18 protein-coding genes are annotated in these 14,731 nt (G+C 62.5%); 9 read left to right on the forward strand and 9 right to left on the reverse strand.

Going from position 1 to position 14,731, the window contains the following annotated elements:
* Window positions 1–75 precede the first annotated feature (75 nt).
* Window positions 76–2,331 (reverse strand): serine/threonine-protein kinase, encoded by a 2,256-nt coding sequence (locus ACFXKN_RS21595; protein WP_379433682.1) that lies wholly within the window; start codon window positions 2,329–2,331, stop codon window positions 76–78.
* Window positions 2,332–2,565: 234 nt separating this feature from the next.
* Here ACFXKN_RS21595 and ACFXKN_RS21600 point away from each other — a divergent pair, with 234 nt between their 5' ends.
* Window positions 2,566–3,144, forward strand: a complete 579-nt coding sequence (locus tag ACFXKN_RS21600; RefSeq protein WP_379433683.1) for a sugar O-acetyltransferase — start codon at window positions 2,566–2,568, stop codon at window positions 3,142–3,144.
* Between the two features lie 93 nt (window positions 3,145–3,237).
* Here the strand turns inward: ACFXKN_RS21600 and ACFXKN_RS21605 are convergent, their stop codons facing one another.
* The gene (locus ACFXKN_RS21605) at window positions 3,238–3,573 is read right to left on the reverse strand and encodes a helix-turn-helix domain-containing protein (RefSeq protein ID WP_378948121.1); all 336 of its coding nucleotides are present in this window, start codon (window positions 3,571–3,573) and stop codon (window positions 3,238–3,240) included.
* 187 nt (window positions 3,574–3,760) lie between these two features.
* Here ACFXKN_RS21605 and ACFXKN_RS21610 point away from each other — a divergent pair, with 187 nt between their 5' ends.
* Window positions 3,761–4,612 (forward strand): alpha/beta fold hydrolase, encoded by an 852-nt coding sequence (locus ACFXKN_RS21610; RefSeq protein WP_378948124.1) that lies wholly within the window; start codon window positions 3,761–3,763, stop codon window positions 4,610–4,612.
* 168 nt (window positions 4,613–4,780) lie between these two features.
* Here the strand turns inward: ACFXKN_RS21610 and ACFXKN_RS21615 are convergent, their stop codons facing one another.
* Window positions 4,781–5,215: a MarR family winged helix-turn-helix transcriptional regulator gene (locus ACFXKN_RS21615; protein ID WP_379433684.1), complete on the reverse strand. Its 435-nt coding sequence runs from the start codon at window positions 5,213–5,215 to the stop codon at window positions 4,781–4,783.
* Window positions 5,216–5,289: 74 nt separating this feature from the next.
* On the opposite strand from ACFXKN_RS21615, the gene ACFXKN_RS21620 reads away from it, so the two are divergent.
* Window positions 5,290–5,919: a maleylpyruvate isomerase family mycothiol-dependent enzyme gene (locus ACFXKN_RS21620; protein WP_379433685.1), complete on the forward strand. Its 630-nt coding sequence runs from the start codon at window positions 5,290–5,292 to the stop codon at window positions 5,917–5,919.
* A gap of 7 nt (window positions 5,920–5,926) precedes the next feature.
* On the opposite strand, the gene ACFXKN_RS21625 is transcribed toward ACFXKN_RS21620, so the two are convergent.
* Window positions 5,927–6,292, reverse strand: coding sequence for a hypothetical protein (locus ACFXKN_RS21625; protein WP_378948132.1), 366 nt, complete (start codon window positions 6,290–6,292; stop codon window positions 5,927–5,929).
* Window positions 6,293–6,380: 88 nt separating this feature from the next.
* Between ACFXKN_RS21625 and ACFXKN_RS21630 the strand changes: the two genes are divergently transcribed.
* From ACFXKN_RS21630 to ACFXKN_RS21645, 4 genes are read left to right on the forward strand one after another with little or no spacing between them, the layout of a single operon-like run.
* Window positions 6,381–6,905 carry a DUF3558 domain-containing protein gene (locus tag ACFXKN_RS21630; RefSeq protein WP_378948134.1) on the forward strand — a complete coding sequence of 175 codons (525 nt, stop codon included), beginning with the start codon at window positions 6,381–6,383 and terminating at the stop codon, window positions 6,903–6,905.
* Between the two features lie 14 nt (window positions 6,906–6,919).
* Window positions 6,920–7,297 carry a hypothetical protein gene (locus ACFXKN_RS21635; RefSeq protein ID WP_378948137.1) on the forward strand — a complete coding sequence of 126 codons (378 nt, stop codon included), beginning with the start codon at window positions 6,920–6,922 and terminating at the stop codon, window positions 7,295–7,297.
* A gap of 1 nt (window position 7,298) precedes the next feature.
* Window positions 7,299–8,594, forward strand: coding sequence for a hypothetical protein (locus ACFXKN_RS21640; protein ID WP_379433686.1), 1,296 nt, complete (start codon window positions 7,299–7,301; stop codon window positions 8,592–8,594).
* A 12-nt stretch (window positions 8,595–8,606) separates the two neighbouring features.
* Complete coding sequence (locus tag ACFXKN_RS21645; RefSeq protein WP_378942872.1) at window positions 8,607–9,386, forward strand: ESX secretion-associated protein EspG; 780 nt, start codon at window positions 8,607–8,609, stop codon at window positions 9,384–9,386.
* 222 nt (window positions 9,387–9,608) lie between these two features.
* Here ACFXKN_RS21645 and ACFXKN_RS21650 read toward each other — a convergent pair whose 3' ends face one another.
* Window positions 9,609–9,857 carry a prevent-host-death protein gene (locus ACFXKN_RS21650; protein ID WP_378942866.1) on the reverse strand — a complete coding sequence of 83 codons (249 nt, stop codon included), beginning with the start codon at window positions 9,855–9,857 and terminating at the stop codon, window positions 9,609–9,611.
* A gap of 95 nt (window positions 9,858–9,952) precedes the next feature.
* Here ACFXKN_RS21650 and ACFXKN_RS21655 point away from each other — a divergent pair, with 95 nt between their 5' ends.
* Window positions 9,953–10,408 (forward strand): helix-turn-helix domain-containing protein, encoded by a 456-nt coding sequence (locus ACFXKN_RS21655; protein ID WP_378942861.1) that lies wholly within the window; start codon window positions 9,953–9,955, stop codon window positions 10,406–10,408.
* Between the two features lie 2 nt (window positions 10,409–10,410).
* Window positions 10,411–10,980: a PIN domain-containing protein gene (locus tag ACFXKN_RS21660; RefSeq protein WP_378942856.1), complete on the forward strand. Its 570-nt coding sequence runs from the start codon at window positions 10,411–10,413 to the stop codon at window positions 10,978–10,980.
* Window positions 10,981–11,027: 47 nt separating this feature from the next.
* On the opposite strand, the gene ACFXKN_RS21665 is transcribed toward ACFXKN_RS21660, so the two are convergent.
* From ACFXKN_RS21665 to ACFXKN_RS21680, 4 genes are all read right to left on the reverse strand, one after another.
* Window positions 11,028–12,017, reverse strand: a complete 990-nt coding sequence (locus ACFXKN_RS21665; protein ID WP_378942845.1) for a tetratricopeptide repeat protein — start codon at window positions 12,015–12,017, stop codon at window positions 11,028–11,030.
* A 579-nt stretch (window positions 12,018–12,596) separates the two neighbouring features.
* Window positions 12,597–13,055: a hypothetical protein gene (locus ACFXKN_RS21670; RefSeq protein WP_378942832.1), complete on the reverse strand. Its 459-nt coding sequence runs from the start codon at window positions 13,053–13,055 to the stop codon at window positions 12,597–12,599.
* Between the two features lie 8 nt (window positions 13,056–13,063).
* Window positions 13,064–14,266 carry a hypothetical protein gene (locus ACFXKN_RS21675; protein WP_378942827.1) on the reverse strand — a complete coding sequence of 401 codons (1,203 nt, stop codon included), beginning with the start codon at window positions 14,264–14,266 and terminating at the stop codon, window positions 13,064–13,066.
* Window positions 14,263–14,730 (reverse strand): hypothetical protein, encoded by a 468-nt coding sequence (locus ACFXKN_RS21680; protein WP_378942824.1) that lies wholly within the window; start codon window positions 14,728–14,730, stop codon window positions 14,263–14,265. The genes ACFXKN_RS21675 and ACFXKN_RS21680 overlap by 4 nt, the downstream gene beginning before the upstream one ends.
* Window position 14,731 lies beyond the last annotated feature (1 nt).

Consider the following 14,731-nt stretch of genomic DNA (forward strand, 5'->3'; position numbering starts at 1 on the left):
GCCCACTCCCGATCAGCACGATCTCCCCGCCATCGATACGTGTCAGTGATCTTGTTCGGAGCAGCCACGGCTGATTTACACGACCACCCGCTCGAGCGCGCGCAGGTCTGCATCCAGCTTCCTGAACAACCAGTAGACGGCGACGAACGCGAGCCCGGAGGCCGCGCACAAACCGAGAACCGAATCGCGCACAAGCGGAAGCTCCTCGGGTTCGAGGGCGCTGAATCCGGCCAGAACCCCGACCACCGGCACCGACGCCGTCACCGCGAGATAGACCGTGGCTCTGCGGCGCAGCGCCCGAACTTCATCCGAGTCGTTCACCGTCGTGGGGCCGTGGCGCAGGTAGATGGGATAAACACAGCGGACGATGTAGAACGTCGAGAGGAAGAACGTGTAGGCGACCGAGATGGTGCCCGTCACCAGAACCGTCGTTGCCGCATGGACCAGCAGCCGCGTCGGGAGCTCGGTGAACCAGACGAGCAGAATCACCCCCATCACGGTTGCGAGCACCGCGAACAACAGGGTGTTCATCGCACACAGGTCGCCCCACAACAATGTTCGCGACCGCACCCGCGCGAGCGTTCCCTCGTCGTAGCGCCTGCCATCGCGCAAACCGCGAGGGACAGCGAGCAAATTGCGCGATATGTATCGGTAGATGAGGACCGACGGCGGTAAGACACAGAGGATGAAAATGGTGGTGCCGTTGTACAGCCGCTCGGCGGTGGCAGCGGGCAGGCGCTCGGCGATCAGTTCCTGGAGGTGCACCGCCAGGTAGATCGTAGCCAGGCCGACGCCGACCAGCGACGATGACCACAGGATGGGGGTCGGCCATCGTGAAAGTCGTGCCCGCCAACTGTGCGGCGGCGGATAGACCAGGTCGCGCGCCCGTTCCTCCAGACACAAGTCGAGCTGCTGGGCCAATTCCGTGCCACTGGAGTAGCGGTCTTCGCGGTGCGGCGACAAACACCTCAGCAGCACCAGGCGCAACGCCATGGGGCAATCGGGCGGAAGCTCCGACAGAATCTCGGAGTCGACGGGTCTGCGCCGCAGTTCGAGCATGCGCGACAGCGACGTCTCCGTCTCGCCCGCGGCCGTTTCGTCCGCGAAGGGGCGGTGTCCCGTGAGCAACTCCCACAGCATCACGGCCAGCGCGAAGATGTCGCTTCGAGTGTCGAGGTCGGCGGCGGTCGTCGGCAGGTCCGGATGGCAGGCTTCGAGCTGTTCGGGTGACATGTACGCCAGCGATCCGCCGAAGTAAGCCAGGGGATTTGTGCCTTTGACGCCTGTGCTGGAGCTGACGTTGTAGTCAGCCAGCTTCGGGATCCCCTCGGCGCTCAACAGCACGTTCGCGGGTTTGATGTCTCGATGCAATACCCCCCGTTCAGCCGCGTGCTCGAGCGCGTCCGCGAGTCGGCGGCCCAACCAGGCGATGGTCTCCGGCCACGTCAATGCGGCGGTCCGTATCCGAACAGCTGATTCTGTCGGTCGAACCTCGCCCTTCTTCTCCAGTACCTTGTCGATGGCATCGAGCAGCAATTGCCCGCTGCGGTGTTCCGGTGGCGTCGAGCGCACCAAGCGCAGCACATCGAGCAGTGTGCCCCCGGGTAGGTACTGCATGTAGAGCAGTTTCAGCTCGCCATCGGCAATGAGTCGCTGGTCGAAGACGCGCACGATGTATTCGTGGTCCAATTGCGCGAGGGTCTGCGGCTCGGTGCCGTGATTGTGGGAAATCTTGACCGCGACCAATCGTTGCATCGATTGCTGCCGAGCGAGATACACCTGGGCGAAGGCGCCCGCCCCGATCCGCATCAAGAGGTCGAAGTCCTCGACATGGTGTCCGACAGCGATGGCGTCGAGCACTACTTGGGCATTCGGCCGCGCGATCAATGTGCTGCGGTAATCGTCGGTGACTCCGACGAGCTCGGAGCCGGCCGCCGCGTCGGTGACCTCGGCGATAGCCGGATCGGGGGCGGGTGAACCACGGCGCACTGCGTGGAATTCCTCGTAGACCAGCTCGGCTGGCAGCGGACCATCTTGCAGCTCGGCGAACTCCGCACGATAGTCGACCAGTCGTTTGGGAAAGTGATACCGAAGCCAGCGGTACTCGAGGTCGATCTTGATCAGTTCGATCAGTACCGTTCGCCGCTTGGCCGGTTCACGGGGCAGGTATGCCGACACCTCGGGTGGGGATCCGGCGGCCCAAGCCTCGGAAAACCGTGCCACGGCGGTGGCAAGCGCGGTGCGGGTTTGTTCAGCCGAATCGACCAGGTCGATCGGCTCGGGCGATAACGTGGCTGCTGCGCGCGCGGCCCAGGATCGTGGTTGCCCCACATTATCTCCTCAGTGCCAGTCCTCCCTGCTCAAGGGTATCGCTTTCGAAACGACCGGCACGGGCCACGGAACAAGCACCGGGTGGGGTATCAACACCCGGCGATTCGCGGTCGACCCGCTAGATCCTCGACTCATGCGCCTACGGGCATCGCGTTCTCGTTCGCGCCAGGAGTCACGATCGAGGGGTTCGTCTTCGACGTCGTGCGCCGGTGATCAGGGTGTGAGAATCGGGGGATGGCGAGCGACAACTTCATGGACATTCACGATCCTGAACTTCTGGCCCGGGGTGAGCGGGTTCTCGGGGCCGAGTTCAGGGCGATGCACGAGCGGGTTCTGCGGGTCAGCGCGTTGACCTCCCGGCTCAACTTGCTGCCCTTCGACGACGAGACCGGGAAGGCGGCGCTGCTCGAAGAGATCCTGGGCCGCCCGCTCCCGTCGGGGCTCACCATCTACCCGCCCTTCTACACCGATCACGGGCTGAACCTGGACCTGGCCGAGCGGGTGTTCATCAATCAGGGCTGCACGTTTCTCGACTACGCCGGAATCCGGTTGGGGAAGGGCGTGATGGTCGGCCCGAAGGCCACCTTCATCACCATGGGCCACCCCGTCGACCCGGAGGAACGGCGCCGATTCCTCACCGGCGCACCGATCGACGTCGCGGACAACGTATGGATCGGGGCGGGTGCGATGATCCTGCCGGGCGTCACCATCGGCCGCGACTCGGTGATCGCCGCGGGCGCGATCGTCGCCGACGACGTTCCGGCTAATAGCTTGGTGACTGGCTCCAAGGCGGCTGTGCAGCGAAGCTGGTAGCGCGGTGTCCGGTCGGTCAGCTTGAACCGTCGGCTACGACGGAATGCGCCGACCTCACGCGTACGGGTCGGTGATTTCGCGGTCCTGCCCTGACTATGCGATGAGGCCGAGTGTTTCCTCTGCGGTGTCGGGGTCCGCGCCGACACTGACCGAGAACCGGACGCCGAGCGCGCGGCCGAGCCGATCCAGGACCGAGAGCGTCGGTACTCCGCCTCCTCCGCCCTCCAATCGCGACACCGCAGGCTGCGTCATCTGTGCTCGTCGAGCTAGTTCGGTCTGCGACATGCCCAAGGCGGTGCGTCGCGTGAAAACGGCCCGGCCGAGCGCGATTTCAACTCTGGCGATGTCTCGCGCTGCGCGATATTCGTCGGTGTCTCGCTTCGCCGCCAAGACTGGATCGTCGGCCATTCGATTGTGGCCCTTCATCATTCGACCTCGTCAACTCGAGCCAGCTGAGCTGGAGCAAGCTCTCGCAACCACTCGACTACCTCCGGCTCGGCGCGGATCTCGAACAAGGCCATGCATTTGATGGTATATCGGAGGTGGGTGCGATCGGCAACTGGTCGAGTGGGTAAGGCCCTGGTGCGGAAACTGAAACGTGTTCTAGTCTGGATGTGTGGATGTGACATACGAGAACACGTTGAGGGAGGTCGGCACCGAGAAGGGGGTGCTGCGCTATCACGAGGTCGGTGACGGGCCGCCGTTGCTGCTGTTGCACGGTTCTGGAATCGGCGTCAACGGCTGGCGAAACTATCGCGGCAATCTGGCGGCGTTCGCTGAACACTTTCACTGCTACGCGCTCGAGTTCCCTGGATTCGGCGTCAGTGACCCGGTGCGGGGCCATCCGGTCCTCACTGCCGTCGACTCGGTCGTGCGCTTCATGGATGCGCTGGGCATCGAATCCGCTTCTGTGGTGGGCAATTCCATGGGCGGTGTCGTCGGGGCGAACGTCTCCATCAACCATGCGACGCGGATCGACAAGCTCGTTGCTATCGGCGGCGTGGGCACCAACATCTTCAGTCCTGGGCCGAGCGAGGGGTCGCGGCTGCTGCAGGAATTTGCCGATAATCCCACCAGGGACGGACTGATTCGGTGGCTGAACTGTATGTTGTTCGACCCGAAATTGGTCACCGACGAGCTGATCGAGGAGCGCTGGCAGGCGGCGAATGATCCGGGTGCGCTGCGGACAATACGGGCGATGTACGGCTCGGAAGCGATTGCGCGGCAACAACAATTCCTGGCCGATTCGGATGTGCCGCCTTACTGGTCGATGCTGCACAAGGTGCAGTGCCCCACCTTGCTCACCTGGGGCTTCGACGACCGGCAGTGCCCCCTGGACATGGCGACGATCCCACTGCGGTTGATCCCCGATGCCGAACTGCATGTGTTCCCCAACTGCGGCCACTGGGTGAACACCGAGGCCAAGGATGCCTTCGAACGAGTGAGTATCGAGTTCTTGCGTCGCTGATCGGACATCACCGGGGAACGTTCTGCTCGCACACGGCAACAACGCCGCCCTCGGAAGCCACCAAGGACGCGGCATCGGCCACCTCCTTCTGGGCGCAGCACGGAGCGAGGCGATCGAACGCCGAGCCCGCCGGATCACCCTCCGTGTCTTAGGCGCCAGTACCCGCGCTCAGTCGTACGGGTCGGTGATTTCGCGGAGGGTGGTGAGCGTCTTACGTAGTTCGGTGGAGGCTCGTTTTCCCAGGTGGGCGAGCCATTCGGACTGAACCTCGTCGGCGGTGCGGTTGGCGAGGTCGGCGGCGGCGCGGCCGGTGGGGGTGAGGCGCAGGAGGCGGGCGCGGCCGTCGGTGGGGTCGGGGACGCGTTCGAGGTAGTCGGCGCGGACCAGCTGGTCGGCGAGGGTGCTCGCGGTTTGTTTGGTGACTTGGGCCTGGGCGGCGAGGTCGGTGAGGCGGGTGCCGTCGGGGGCGATCCGGGCGACCAGGCGGGCCTTGGCGGGGGTGAGTTCGGCGTGACCGCCCGCGGTGAGCGCGGCGAATACCCGGCGCTCCATTTCCCGGTACGGGACGAACAGGAGCACGCCCAGGTTGAGCTCGTCGCTCATGCTCTCCTCCTTGTTTCGGTCAGTGTATCTGACTATATTGGTCAGATACACTGACTAATATTCGGAGGTCGATCATGGATCGCGAGCAGCAGTGGGAGGTCATCGAACAGCAGCGCCGCGCCGTCGCCGACCTACTCGACGACCTCACCCCGGCCGAATGGGAATCGCCGTCACTGTGCGCGGGCTGGCGGGTGCGCGATGTCGCCGCACATCTGGCGATGGCACCGCAGCCGCCCGGGCCTGCCGCGATGGTTCGGCTGGGGATCCAGGCGGGCGGCCGCTTCCATCGAATGAATCACGATGTAGCGGTGCACTATTCGGATCGCCCCGACCTGGCAGGGGAGATCCGCGCGCACGCGGCGTCGCGCCGATTGCCCGCAGTGACCAGCTACCGCAACATCTTCTTCGACGTGATCGTCCACGCCCAGGACATCGCCCGCCCGCTCGGCCGCACCGTCGACGTCGCCCCGCGCGCGGCCGCCGTTGCCGCACAACGGGTCTGGACGATGGGCTGGCCCTTCTGGGCCAAGCGCCACCTGCGCGGCCTGCACCTGGCCGCTGACGATATCGAATGGTCAACGGGCGCAGGAACTCCGGTGCACGGCCCGATCCTCGACCTACTGCTCGTGATGACCGGCAGATCGGTGGCCGTGGCGAACCTGCGTGGACCGGGCGTCGAAGCGCTGTCGCACAGCCTGCGCTGAGACCGCGTCAGCCGACGACCTTCTGCACGGCCGCCTGCCGCGCCTGTTCATCGACGTCCCCGATCTCGAACCCCTTGCCCACGATGTGCTGGACCAGCGCGGGCTCCGGCGGCAGTCCGTACTTGCGCAGGTAGTACCCGACAGCGCCCGGCCAGACGAAGACGCCGTCGGTGTGGAAGTTCAACGGCACGTCGCGCTGGGTGGGGTCGAACTCGTCGGCGTCGTGGCTGCGGGCGCTCAGAATCACCGGTGCGTGCTCGAGGTAGGCCAGCACCTGATCCTGGATGTCGGAGTCTACCGCCGATCGGTTCACTACCGGTTTGCCCTGGGGATCACGCCCGTCGAACGGCGCCGAAAGTCGAAGTTCGCTCATGCTCACACAACCTACGCGGCCCCGGCTCGCAGCGGCTGACCGTGCTAATGTGCCTGGTCAAGGCAGTGCTCGGCCGGAAGGGGTGGGGATGAAACGCGCAGGTACGGCGATGCTGGTTGCCGGTTTGGCGGTTGTCGGGCTGGTCGGGTGTGACTCGGGGGAGTCGACGTCGAAGGGGGCGACGACTACGGCTAAGCCGGTTCTGTGGAATCCGTGCACGGAGATTTCCGATGCTGCGTTGACGGAGGCGGGGGTGGATCCGGCGACGGAGGAGAAGGGTGTCGCGGGGGTTCCGCAATCAGGGTGGGAGATCTGCGGATGGGCTGGGCCAGACTTCTCGCTCACTGTGTACACGACGAACAAGCCTGTGGATGAGTTTGAGCAGAAGCCTGGCAATGTCGACTTCCGGGACGTGACCATCGCGGGCCGTACAGGACGCGAGTTCAAGGTCACGGGTGCGTCGAAGGATCTCGGATGTGACGTGGTCTTTCCTGCGAAGCAAGGCGTCGTCCAGTTGCAGATTTTCAACTCGGCGCTGAAGACGGGGCTGGATGACCCCTGCACGTACCTCGAGCGTGTGGGCGAAGTGCTCGTTCCGATCTTTCCGAGCTGAACCGGGGAGGGTTCATGAGTGAAAACACCGCGTACACCAATTTGCTTGCGCAGGCGAAGGCGGGCGAGGTCTATCTGAACGACGAGGCTGCGGCCTTCCATATGTTCAAGGCGTGCGACGACCGACTTGCAGACTTGCAAGAGATCTTGGTTGTTACCCGCCGAGTCCAGAGCGTCACCGGCTTCGGTGACTTCCAGATAGGCAAGGATCTCGAGAAGAAGTTCCTCCTTCAGGCGACTGGAGATCAGAACTCGATCGATGCCGTGGTGAGGAAGGACATTGAGGCTGTGCAGCAACTGCGTGAGGTCTTCTCCATCTCCTTCAAGCGCATCGCAGGCAAAGACATCGAGAACGCCAACGCCCTCGACTACGCCACCGGGCAGGTGAGCTGACATGACCGGCATGCAGAGCATCGGCGGCGTCGACCTACTCGGCAACCTCCGCAACTTCGTCATGTCCCCGTTCTCCGACGACGACGGCGAACTCGACAGCTCCGAAATCGCAGACATCCAGAACAAGTACAACACTCAGCGCGATGGCAACCGAAAGAAGGCCGGCGACCTCGGTTTCGACGGTGAGTACCGCCCCAGCACCGTGGCCAGGAACGATGGTTTCCCGGGAACTGTCGAGGAACTGCGGACCAAGGTCGACAAGATCGATCTCGACGCCGTCAACGGTCTGATCGGCGCCTGGACCGAAATCTCCACCCGCAACAGCACTTCCCTCGACGACTTCCGCAAGCAGATCGCACGCGGCATGTCCCCCGACGTCTGGGCAGGCTCAGCAGCGAACGCGGCAGCGCAAACCGTTGCGGCATATGACACTACGGGCAAGAAGGTCACCACCGCGGCCGCGCTCACCAGCACCAAACTGGATGAACTCCGCACCGGCCTCGAACCGACGAAACGTCTCGTCCCGCACGCGCCCGAGCACCGGAGCGGTCTCGACAACGTCGGCGCCCTGCTCACCGGCCGCGGGTGGCGCAATGACGATGTCGCGAACGAGAACGCGCGCGTCGAGGCTGTCCGTATCCTCCAAACCGTCTACGCCCCAGTGATTTACGAGTCCGACAACAAGGTCCCGGTGATCCCCATCCCGAAGACCATCGAAAACGGCGGCGAACCCGAAACAAAACCCACCACAACACAACCCACCACCCAGGGCTCGACAACTCAACCCACCACCCAGCCCACGACGACGCCGACCACACCGGCGTCGACCACTCCCACCACCGACCCGGACGACACCGACGATTCGACCGACGATTCGACCACCCCCGAATCGACCACTCCCCAGTCGACGGAGCCGGGTTCGACGACCCCCGCCTCGACCACCCCGAGCTCGACCATCCCCGGCTCACCTTCCGGATCACCCAGTGGCGCAGGCTCTCCCGGCGGCGGGTCGCCGGGCGCGGGCACGCCGGGCGCGGGCACTCCCGGCGGTGCGGTCGCCGGCAGTCCGACGGCGGCAGGCACCGCAGCGGGCCGTGGCACCGGCACGGGTTCCGGCACAGCGGGCCGCTCCGGCATGCCCGGCATGATGAGCCCCGGTGCGGGCAAGGGTGGCGGCAAGGACGACGAATCGACCAAGGGCATCCCCGACTACCTCATCACTCAGGAACACGGTGACGAACTCACCGGACTGGACACCCTGCCCAAGATGGTCCCGCCCGTCATCGGCGCCGACTAGTCGCCAATCCTGATGGAACAGAGTAGATCTCCCGTGCGTACCTGGCATTTAACGGCTTTAGATTTCCGCACCCTATGGGAAGCAGCGGGCCGCGACGTGCTCCCGTACCCCCTGCATCACCGCCACACCGACGTCGAAACCCACGCCGAGGTCCTGCGCCTGCGCAGCAAGGCCGCCGAGAACCTGATGGCCGAATACGACAGCGATCTCGACCGCGCCATGGCCGCCCTGCTCGCCCCGCACGCCCGCGTCGAGGTCGCGGGCGCGGCCAAGGGTGTCAAAACCATCCGAGCCCACGGCGGCACCCGCGACACCTACGCCGCCCTCGCCGTCCAAGCCCCCGGCGACGAGACCAACCCCGGCGACATCACCCTCCACCTCTGCGCCCCCGATGCCCTGGCCGCCGCCGTCCTCTCCACCCTCCCGAAGGTCGCCCCCGGTAAAGGCCGCGAAATCCGCGTCACCGCAGCAGAACTCGCCGCCCCCCGCCCCCACGTCCGCGACCGCTGGAACCCCACCCCCCGCGAACAACTCGAATCCTTCCTGGCCAAACCCACCACCACCCTCACCCACATCGGCGTCTACGCCCACGCCAGCGTCGACAACCGCCACGCCGAAGGCCGCGACGACTTCCAGCTCCACGACATCCCCGGCGACGGCCGCTACGTCTTCTACGGCGAAACCACCTTCATAGCCAAACCCACCACCCCACCCCGAATCCAAGCCACCCTCGCCACCATCCTCACCACCACAGCCACCAAAGCCCGCACCGGCACCTACCTCCCCCACTAACCGCGGGCAAGTTTCGGTTACGGCACCAGGGTGAGAACTGGGTCAAGCGCCTCGAACAGCCATCGGGATTTCGGGGTATAGAGCGGGGGTTGTTGACCGATGCGATGGCCGCGATCATCAGATCGCACTTGCGTGGCTTCGGGTTCCGGCCTTTGGCAACAACCAGTTCGGCCATCGTCGTGAATCGTCGAGCCGCCGAGGACCCAACCGAAGTGCCGCTGATCAGTCATCGAGGCGGTGTTCACCGAACGCTGCATCGATTTCAGCTCGTTCAGCCGTCGCATCCCCTGCCCCGGCGAAGCGTGCGAGTCGTGCCTTGATGTCGCAGGTCGACACGTTCCGCTGCACCCGAATCGCACGCAGCTCTCCAACCGGGTTTCCGTTCCTGGTGATGATGAAGGTATCGCCCGCTGCGAGCGCGTCCATCACGCCCGCGCTACCAAGCTCGGCCTCGGTGATCGTCTTGGTCATATCCCTATGATCGCGACCGAAGCCATGCCTGGCTATACCTGAATCATTTCGTTTGTTTCGATTGTTGCGTATAATTCGTTTAGAAGGAGGTAGCCATGGCCGGAATCCAAGCCAAGCGGATCGAGCCCGGCGAGATCGATGCCGAGGTAGCCGAACGCGCGCTGCGCCGTGTCAGGGATTACCTGACAAGCCATCCGACTGACCAGATCATTCAGGTCGCGGGTGAAACCGGCGCGGAGAACGCCCTGATCCTGCCGCGGTCGGTCGTGAACATGGTCGCCTTCATCCTTGCTCAGGCAGCGGATGGCCAGGGCGTCTCGATCGTTCCTTCCCATGCTGAGTTGACCACGCAACAGGTTGCAGATCTGCTCAACGTGTCGCGACCGTTCGTCGTCAGCCTGCTGGAAGCCGGCGAGATCCCCTTCCGTCTGGTGGGAACTCACCGACGCATCCGCTACGACGACCTCAAGGATTATCAGCGCCGCAGTGCTTCCCGCAGTCGTGCCGCAGCAGATGAACTCTCCGACCTCGGACAGGAACTCGGCATCTGACCATGGCCTTCACCGTGTTGTTCGACGCAAATGTGCTGTACGGAAACACCCTGCGGGACATGATGATCCGACTGGCAAGGTCAGGTCTGGTCCAAGCCAAGTGGACCGAGACCATACTCGACGAAATGACGTCCAACCTGGCCGCAAAACGGCCGGATATCGAGCCAGCGAAGTTGCGTCGGCTACGTGAACTGATGATCGCCGCAGTCCCCGACTGCCTAGTGTCCGGGTTCGAGCCGTTGATCGAGGGTTTGAAGTTGCCGGATCTCGATGATCGTCACGTTCTCGCGGCTGCCATCAAGATCGGTGCGCAGGTGATCGTCACTGCGAACCTGCGCGACTTCCCCGCAGACATATTGGCCGACTGGAACATGGAGGCTAAGAGCCCCGACGAGTTCGTGCTGGACCAGATCGCGCTCGATGACCGGATCGTGTGGGCGTGCGTTCAGCAGATTGCCGATTCGCGGCGCAATCCACCTGAGTCTGTTGAGGACGTCCTCGATGCGTTGGAAAGCGCGGGCTTGGTGGCGTCGGTGTCTGCGTTGAGAACCGGTCGACTCTGGGGCATCTAGGCGTCGGGGAGCCGATGTCGGAAAGGGCAGATGCGCAGTTGCACCAGCTAGTGAGCGACGTGGTACTGCCCAGTGGGGGTGCCCGGCGGCACTGCGACGATACCGGCGGCGCGGCGGTACCAGGTTTTGGCTTCGTCGAATTGCCCGCGCTCCTCGAGTAGCTTGCCGAGGCGGGTCATGGCAGGCCTGTAGCCGATCTTGACGGCGCGGCGCAACCAAACTTCGGCTTCGTCAAGGTTTCCGCGCTCCAGCTGCAGTGCACCTAGGTCGGCCATCGCACGTTTGTATCCGTGGTCGGCAGCGCGGCGGAACCAGCTTTCGGCCTCGTCGAGATCGCCCCGCTCCTTCATCAGGGTGCCGAGGGCGTGCATGGCGCCGGTGTGGCCGGGCCTCCGGTATTGGGAAGGGTCGGATTCGGAGGCATGGCGCCACAAGGCCACGGCTTCGTCGAGGTCGCCGCGCTCCTTCAGCAGGACACCGAGGTCATACATGGCGTACGTCGAACCGAGATCTGTGGCGCGGCGGTACCAGATCTCGGCCTCTTCGTGATTCCCGCGCTTCATCAACAGACGGCCGAGGTGGTGCATCGCCGACTCTGAGCCGTGGTCTGCGGCTTTGCGTAGCCAGGTTGCGGCTTCGTCGAGGTCGCCTCGTTTGATCAATAGGCTGCTGAGGTGGATGCTGCCATCAGTGTCACCGCCCTGCGCGGAACGGCGCCACCAGGTTTCGGCTTCCTCCAAGTTTTCGTTCAGCCACATCAGGTGGCCGAGATAGAACATGCCTTCGGTGTCACCGGCGTCGGCAGCACGGCGATACCAGACTTCAGCCTCTTCCTCGCGTTCGTACTCCTCGAGCATGAGGCCGAAATTCGTCATGGCGGTTGTGCTGCCGGCTTCGGCGGCACGGAGATACCAGATTTCGGCTTCTTCGATGTCGTTCCTTTCGGCTAGCAGGATGCCGAGGTTGGCCATCGAGGTAATGTCACCAGCGTCGGCCGCACTGCGGTAAGCGGCTTCGACGTCGTCGATATCGGTCATCGATCAGCTCTCGATTCTCTTCTTTCCGCCATCTCTATCGTTCCATCAGCTTTGGCTGCGAATCGCCGACGTATCTTCGCGAATCTCTGCTGGATGCGCCAGGCGTTTCGAAGGAAATCCTGGAAGTTGTCGGCCAGCTTCTTGACGTCCGCACTTCCCTCCTGGTAGCAATAAACCGCACTGAATCCGGGTTCGAAGAAATAGATCTTATAGCCTTGGTGATGCCGTGCTCCAGGGCTAGGCCGTCATTGGGGATATCTTTGGCTCCGTCGATGGAATTAAGCATCTGTGGAAAGAACAAATCGGTTCCTCTAACGAGGGTGCCAGCCTCCTTTCCCATATATCCCAGAAAGGGGTAGTAATCCCCGCGAATGCGACAATTGCCGGGTGCGCCGGAACGAGATTGCGTGATCTCGTCTGCGCCACATCCAATGATCGAGTCATTCGTTGCAAACCCGGACACTATCAGATCCTGACCGAAAGACTCCATATCTCGCCTGCTTGTCTCACCCGCCATAGGGCATCAACCTCCGCGATCTTTCGGCAGTCACGGGTTGGGAAACCCCTCCCCGCCCGTTTCTAGTGGGCCGCGCTCAAACCGTTTCGAAACCAGTCCGGTATGTACTGTGGCGAACGTGGATACCGTTGATTTTCCAGCGCGTAGTCTTCGGCCTTCGGTGCAACCGCAAATCCGGGATAGTTGTCGCGATTGTACCTGATATTGAACCGCGCGGGCGGCTCCAGAATATACTCGAACTCAAACCATGTACCGAATCCTTCGGTGTACATGCCCTTGCGGAGATCCTGGAATCTGCGCCACACTGGTGTTGGAAACTGCCATGGAAGTATCGATCCGTTCGGCATTTTGATGCCCGTTTCGGCATCGGTATGTCGGCCGACAAACATACCTCGGGCGATAAGGCGAGTCCATTCGTGTGGCAAGGTCGGCAGTATCTCGCGCGTAATTTCGTCGAGAATTTCCTGCTGCTCCATGATGTGAAGCGGTTCTCGGTTGGAAATCAATCTCTCGTCGTTCATTTGATTGTTCAGGAGAACCCCAATGGTTCCGAAGCTGCGCGGTTCAACTTGTTCTGCAGCCAATGGGGGATGTGGTCCTGATCTCGTGGGTATTGTTCTTGGTCGCGGGCATACATTCCGTTGACGAGGCGGGGGAAGAAAGTCGGGGCATTGTCGTGGTCGATCGCAAGGGTGAGAGTCCCGGTGCGGTCAATTGTCGATACGGCGGTAAACCATGTCCCATTTCCTGGAATGTACATCAGTCTCCTGAGGGCCGAAAAGCACCTAAAGAGATCATCTTCACGCCAACCTGGAACCGGTCTGGGCGGACATTCCTTCGCCGCGGCAGCGCGCCTCCCTTCGTCTATAGTTGAATATTTCAGCGGGGATTTCTCGGGATAAAATCGGGTGACTCGCCCGTCGACCCCAATCCATTCGAATGTGCGAGATCTACAAGACCAAATTTCGCGAAAGCTATATCTAATCGAAGCCCATCCTGGGGGAACGACCTGCGTCAATAGTCTGGTGATCTCATTCTTAAGGTCGTCGATAGTCGGTTCGTGGTCGCCTTTTGCCGGGGTAGGAACTCTGTTCGACGTGGGCACCACAATGCGTGGTGTCGCGGGATCACGGACCTTTAGGCCGACGATTTCTGTATTTCCCGATACGACATCGTCTCGTTGAATCTTGGTCGGGCGGCTCACCTTCTTTCGTGGCCTGTCCAACCCATCGAGTTGAGGATGGATGTACCAGCCCGCAGGTTTGCGTGCCGCGTCGAGCTTAGATTTCAACCAATCCGGCACGAAGTCGACGTCTCTCGGAAAGTAGTCGAAGTCTTCTGCGTATGCTTCGGGTGGCCGGGAGGGATTGAACGGATCGCTTGCATAGTCGAAAGCCATGCGCGGGTTTCCCGACCGGTCAAAGGTGTAGTCGACCGAGAACCAGGCGCCGATACCTGGCAGATACATTCTCGGCCGGAGGTCCCCGAACATCTCAAGAACTTCGATATCCGGAGTGATGGAAGTCTTTTTTCCGTCCGGTGCAACCGATACGGCGCTGAAACCGAAACAATTGATCAACGTATGGGCTCGGTAAAATATCCGGTCCCAATCGTCGGGCGCCGCTTCGAGGATAATTTCCGATAGATCTTCGTGGTCCCCATCGGCGAACGCTTGCTGCCAGGCGAGCAGCCTTTCGCGATTCTGAGGATCCGGCCGCGCTCGGGAGGTCACCCGCGCTCCGTAGTGCCGTTATCGAGATCTACTGCCCTTTGAGCAAGCCATCCGGGCGTGTGCGCGGTGTCGCGAGGGAAATACTCAAGGTCTGCTGCGAAGGCATGGGGCGACGTCGGAAACCGAAACTCGGGCTCGTCGTTGTACTCATATCGTGCGTGGTATTCCCCGCTATTTTCGACGACGAGCACCATCGTGTACCACGTGCCTTTATCGGGTTCGTACATTCCGGTACGGAGCTTCTGAATTCTGTCGGACTGTGACGGCATGGCTATAGATTGCGAAATATCTACGGCTCCATCCGCATCGACGATCTCAAGGATTCTTTCCGCCGTCTGAACCGTTTCTCTGGCGATGAATCTGAGCTGCGTCCATTCGGCCGGCGCGACTGAAACCATGTCTTGGCCTATTGACTGCAATATTGCGGCTTGTTCCAGTGGGTCAACCGCATCGTATTGAACCAAT

Origin of the sequence: Nocardia sp. NPDC059195, from assembly GCF_042754695.1 — a bacterium.
Taxonomy (GTDB): domain Bacteria; phylum Actinomycetota; class Actinomycetes; order Mycobacteriales; family Mycobacteriaceae; genus Nocardia.

Bases quoted from the DNA above. Each gene is read 5' to 3' on its own strand.
- ACFXKN_RS21600 (WP_379433683.1), top strand. From the start codon at position 2,566: ATGGCGAGCGACAACTTCATGGACATTCACGATCCTGAACTTCTGGCC.
- ACFXKN_RS21605 (WP_378948121.1), bottom strand. From the start codon at position 3,573: ATGATGAAGGGCCACAATCGAATGGCCGACGATCCAGTCTTGGCGGCG.
- ACFXKN_RS21615 (WP_379433684.1), bottom strand. From the start codon at position 5,215: ATGAGCGACGAGCTCAACCTGGGCGTGCTCCTGTTCGTCCCGTACCGG.
- ACFXKN_RS21620 (WP_379433685.1), top strand. From the start codon at position 5,290: ATGGATCGCGAGCAGCAGTGGGAGGTCATCGAACAGCAGCGCCGCGCC.
- ACFXKN_RS21625 (WP_378948132.1), bottom strand. From the start codon at position 6,292: ATGAGCGAACTTCGACTTTCGGCGCCGTTCGACGGGCGTGATCCCCAG.
- ACFXKN_RS21630 (WP_378948134.1), top strand. From the start codon at position 6,381: ATGAAACGCGCAGGTACGGCGATGCTGGTTGCCGGTTTGGCGGTTGTC.
- ACFXKN_RS21635 (WP_378948137.1), top strand. From the start codon at position 6,920: ATGAGTGAAAACACCGCGTACACCAATTTGCTTGCGCAGGCGAAGGCG.
- ACFXKN_RS21640 (WP_379433686.1), top strand. From the start codon at position 7,299: ATGACCGGCATGCAGAGCATCGGCGGCGTCGACCTACTCGGCAACCTC.
- ACFXKN_RS21645 (WP_378942872.1), top strand. From the start codon at position 8,607: ATGGAACAGAGTAGATCTCCCGTGCGTACCTGGCATTTAACGGCTTTA.
- ACFXKN_RS21650 (WP_378942866.1), bottom strand. From the start codon at position 9,857: ATGACCAAGACGATCACCGAGGCCGAGCTTGGTAGCGCGGGCGTGATG.
- ACFXKN_RS21655 (WP_378942861.1), top strand. From the start codon at position 9,953: ATGGCCGGAATCCAAGCCAAGCGGATCGAGCCCGGCGAGATCGATGCC.
- ACFXKN_RS21660 (WP_378942856.1), top strand. From the start codon at position 10,411: ATGGCCTTCACCGTGTTGTTCGACGCAAATGTGCTGTACGGAAACACC.
- ACFXKN_RS21665 (WP_378942845.1), bottom strand. From the start codon at position 12,017: ATGACCGATATCGACGACGTCGAAGCCGCTTACCGCAGTGCGGCCGAC.
- ACFXKN_RS21670 (WP_378942832.1), bottom strand. From the start codon at position 13,055: ATGAACGACGAGAGATTGATTTCCAACCGAGAACCGCTTCACATCATG.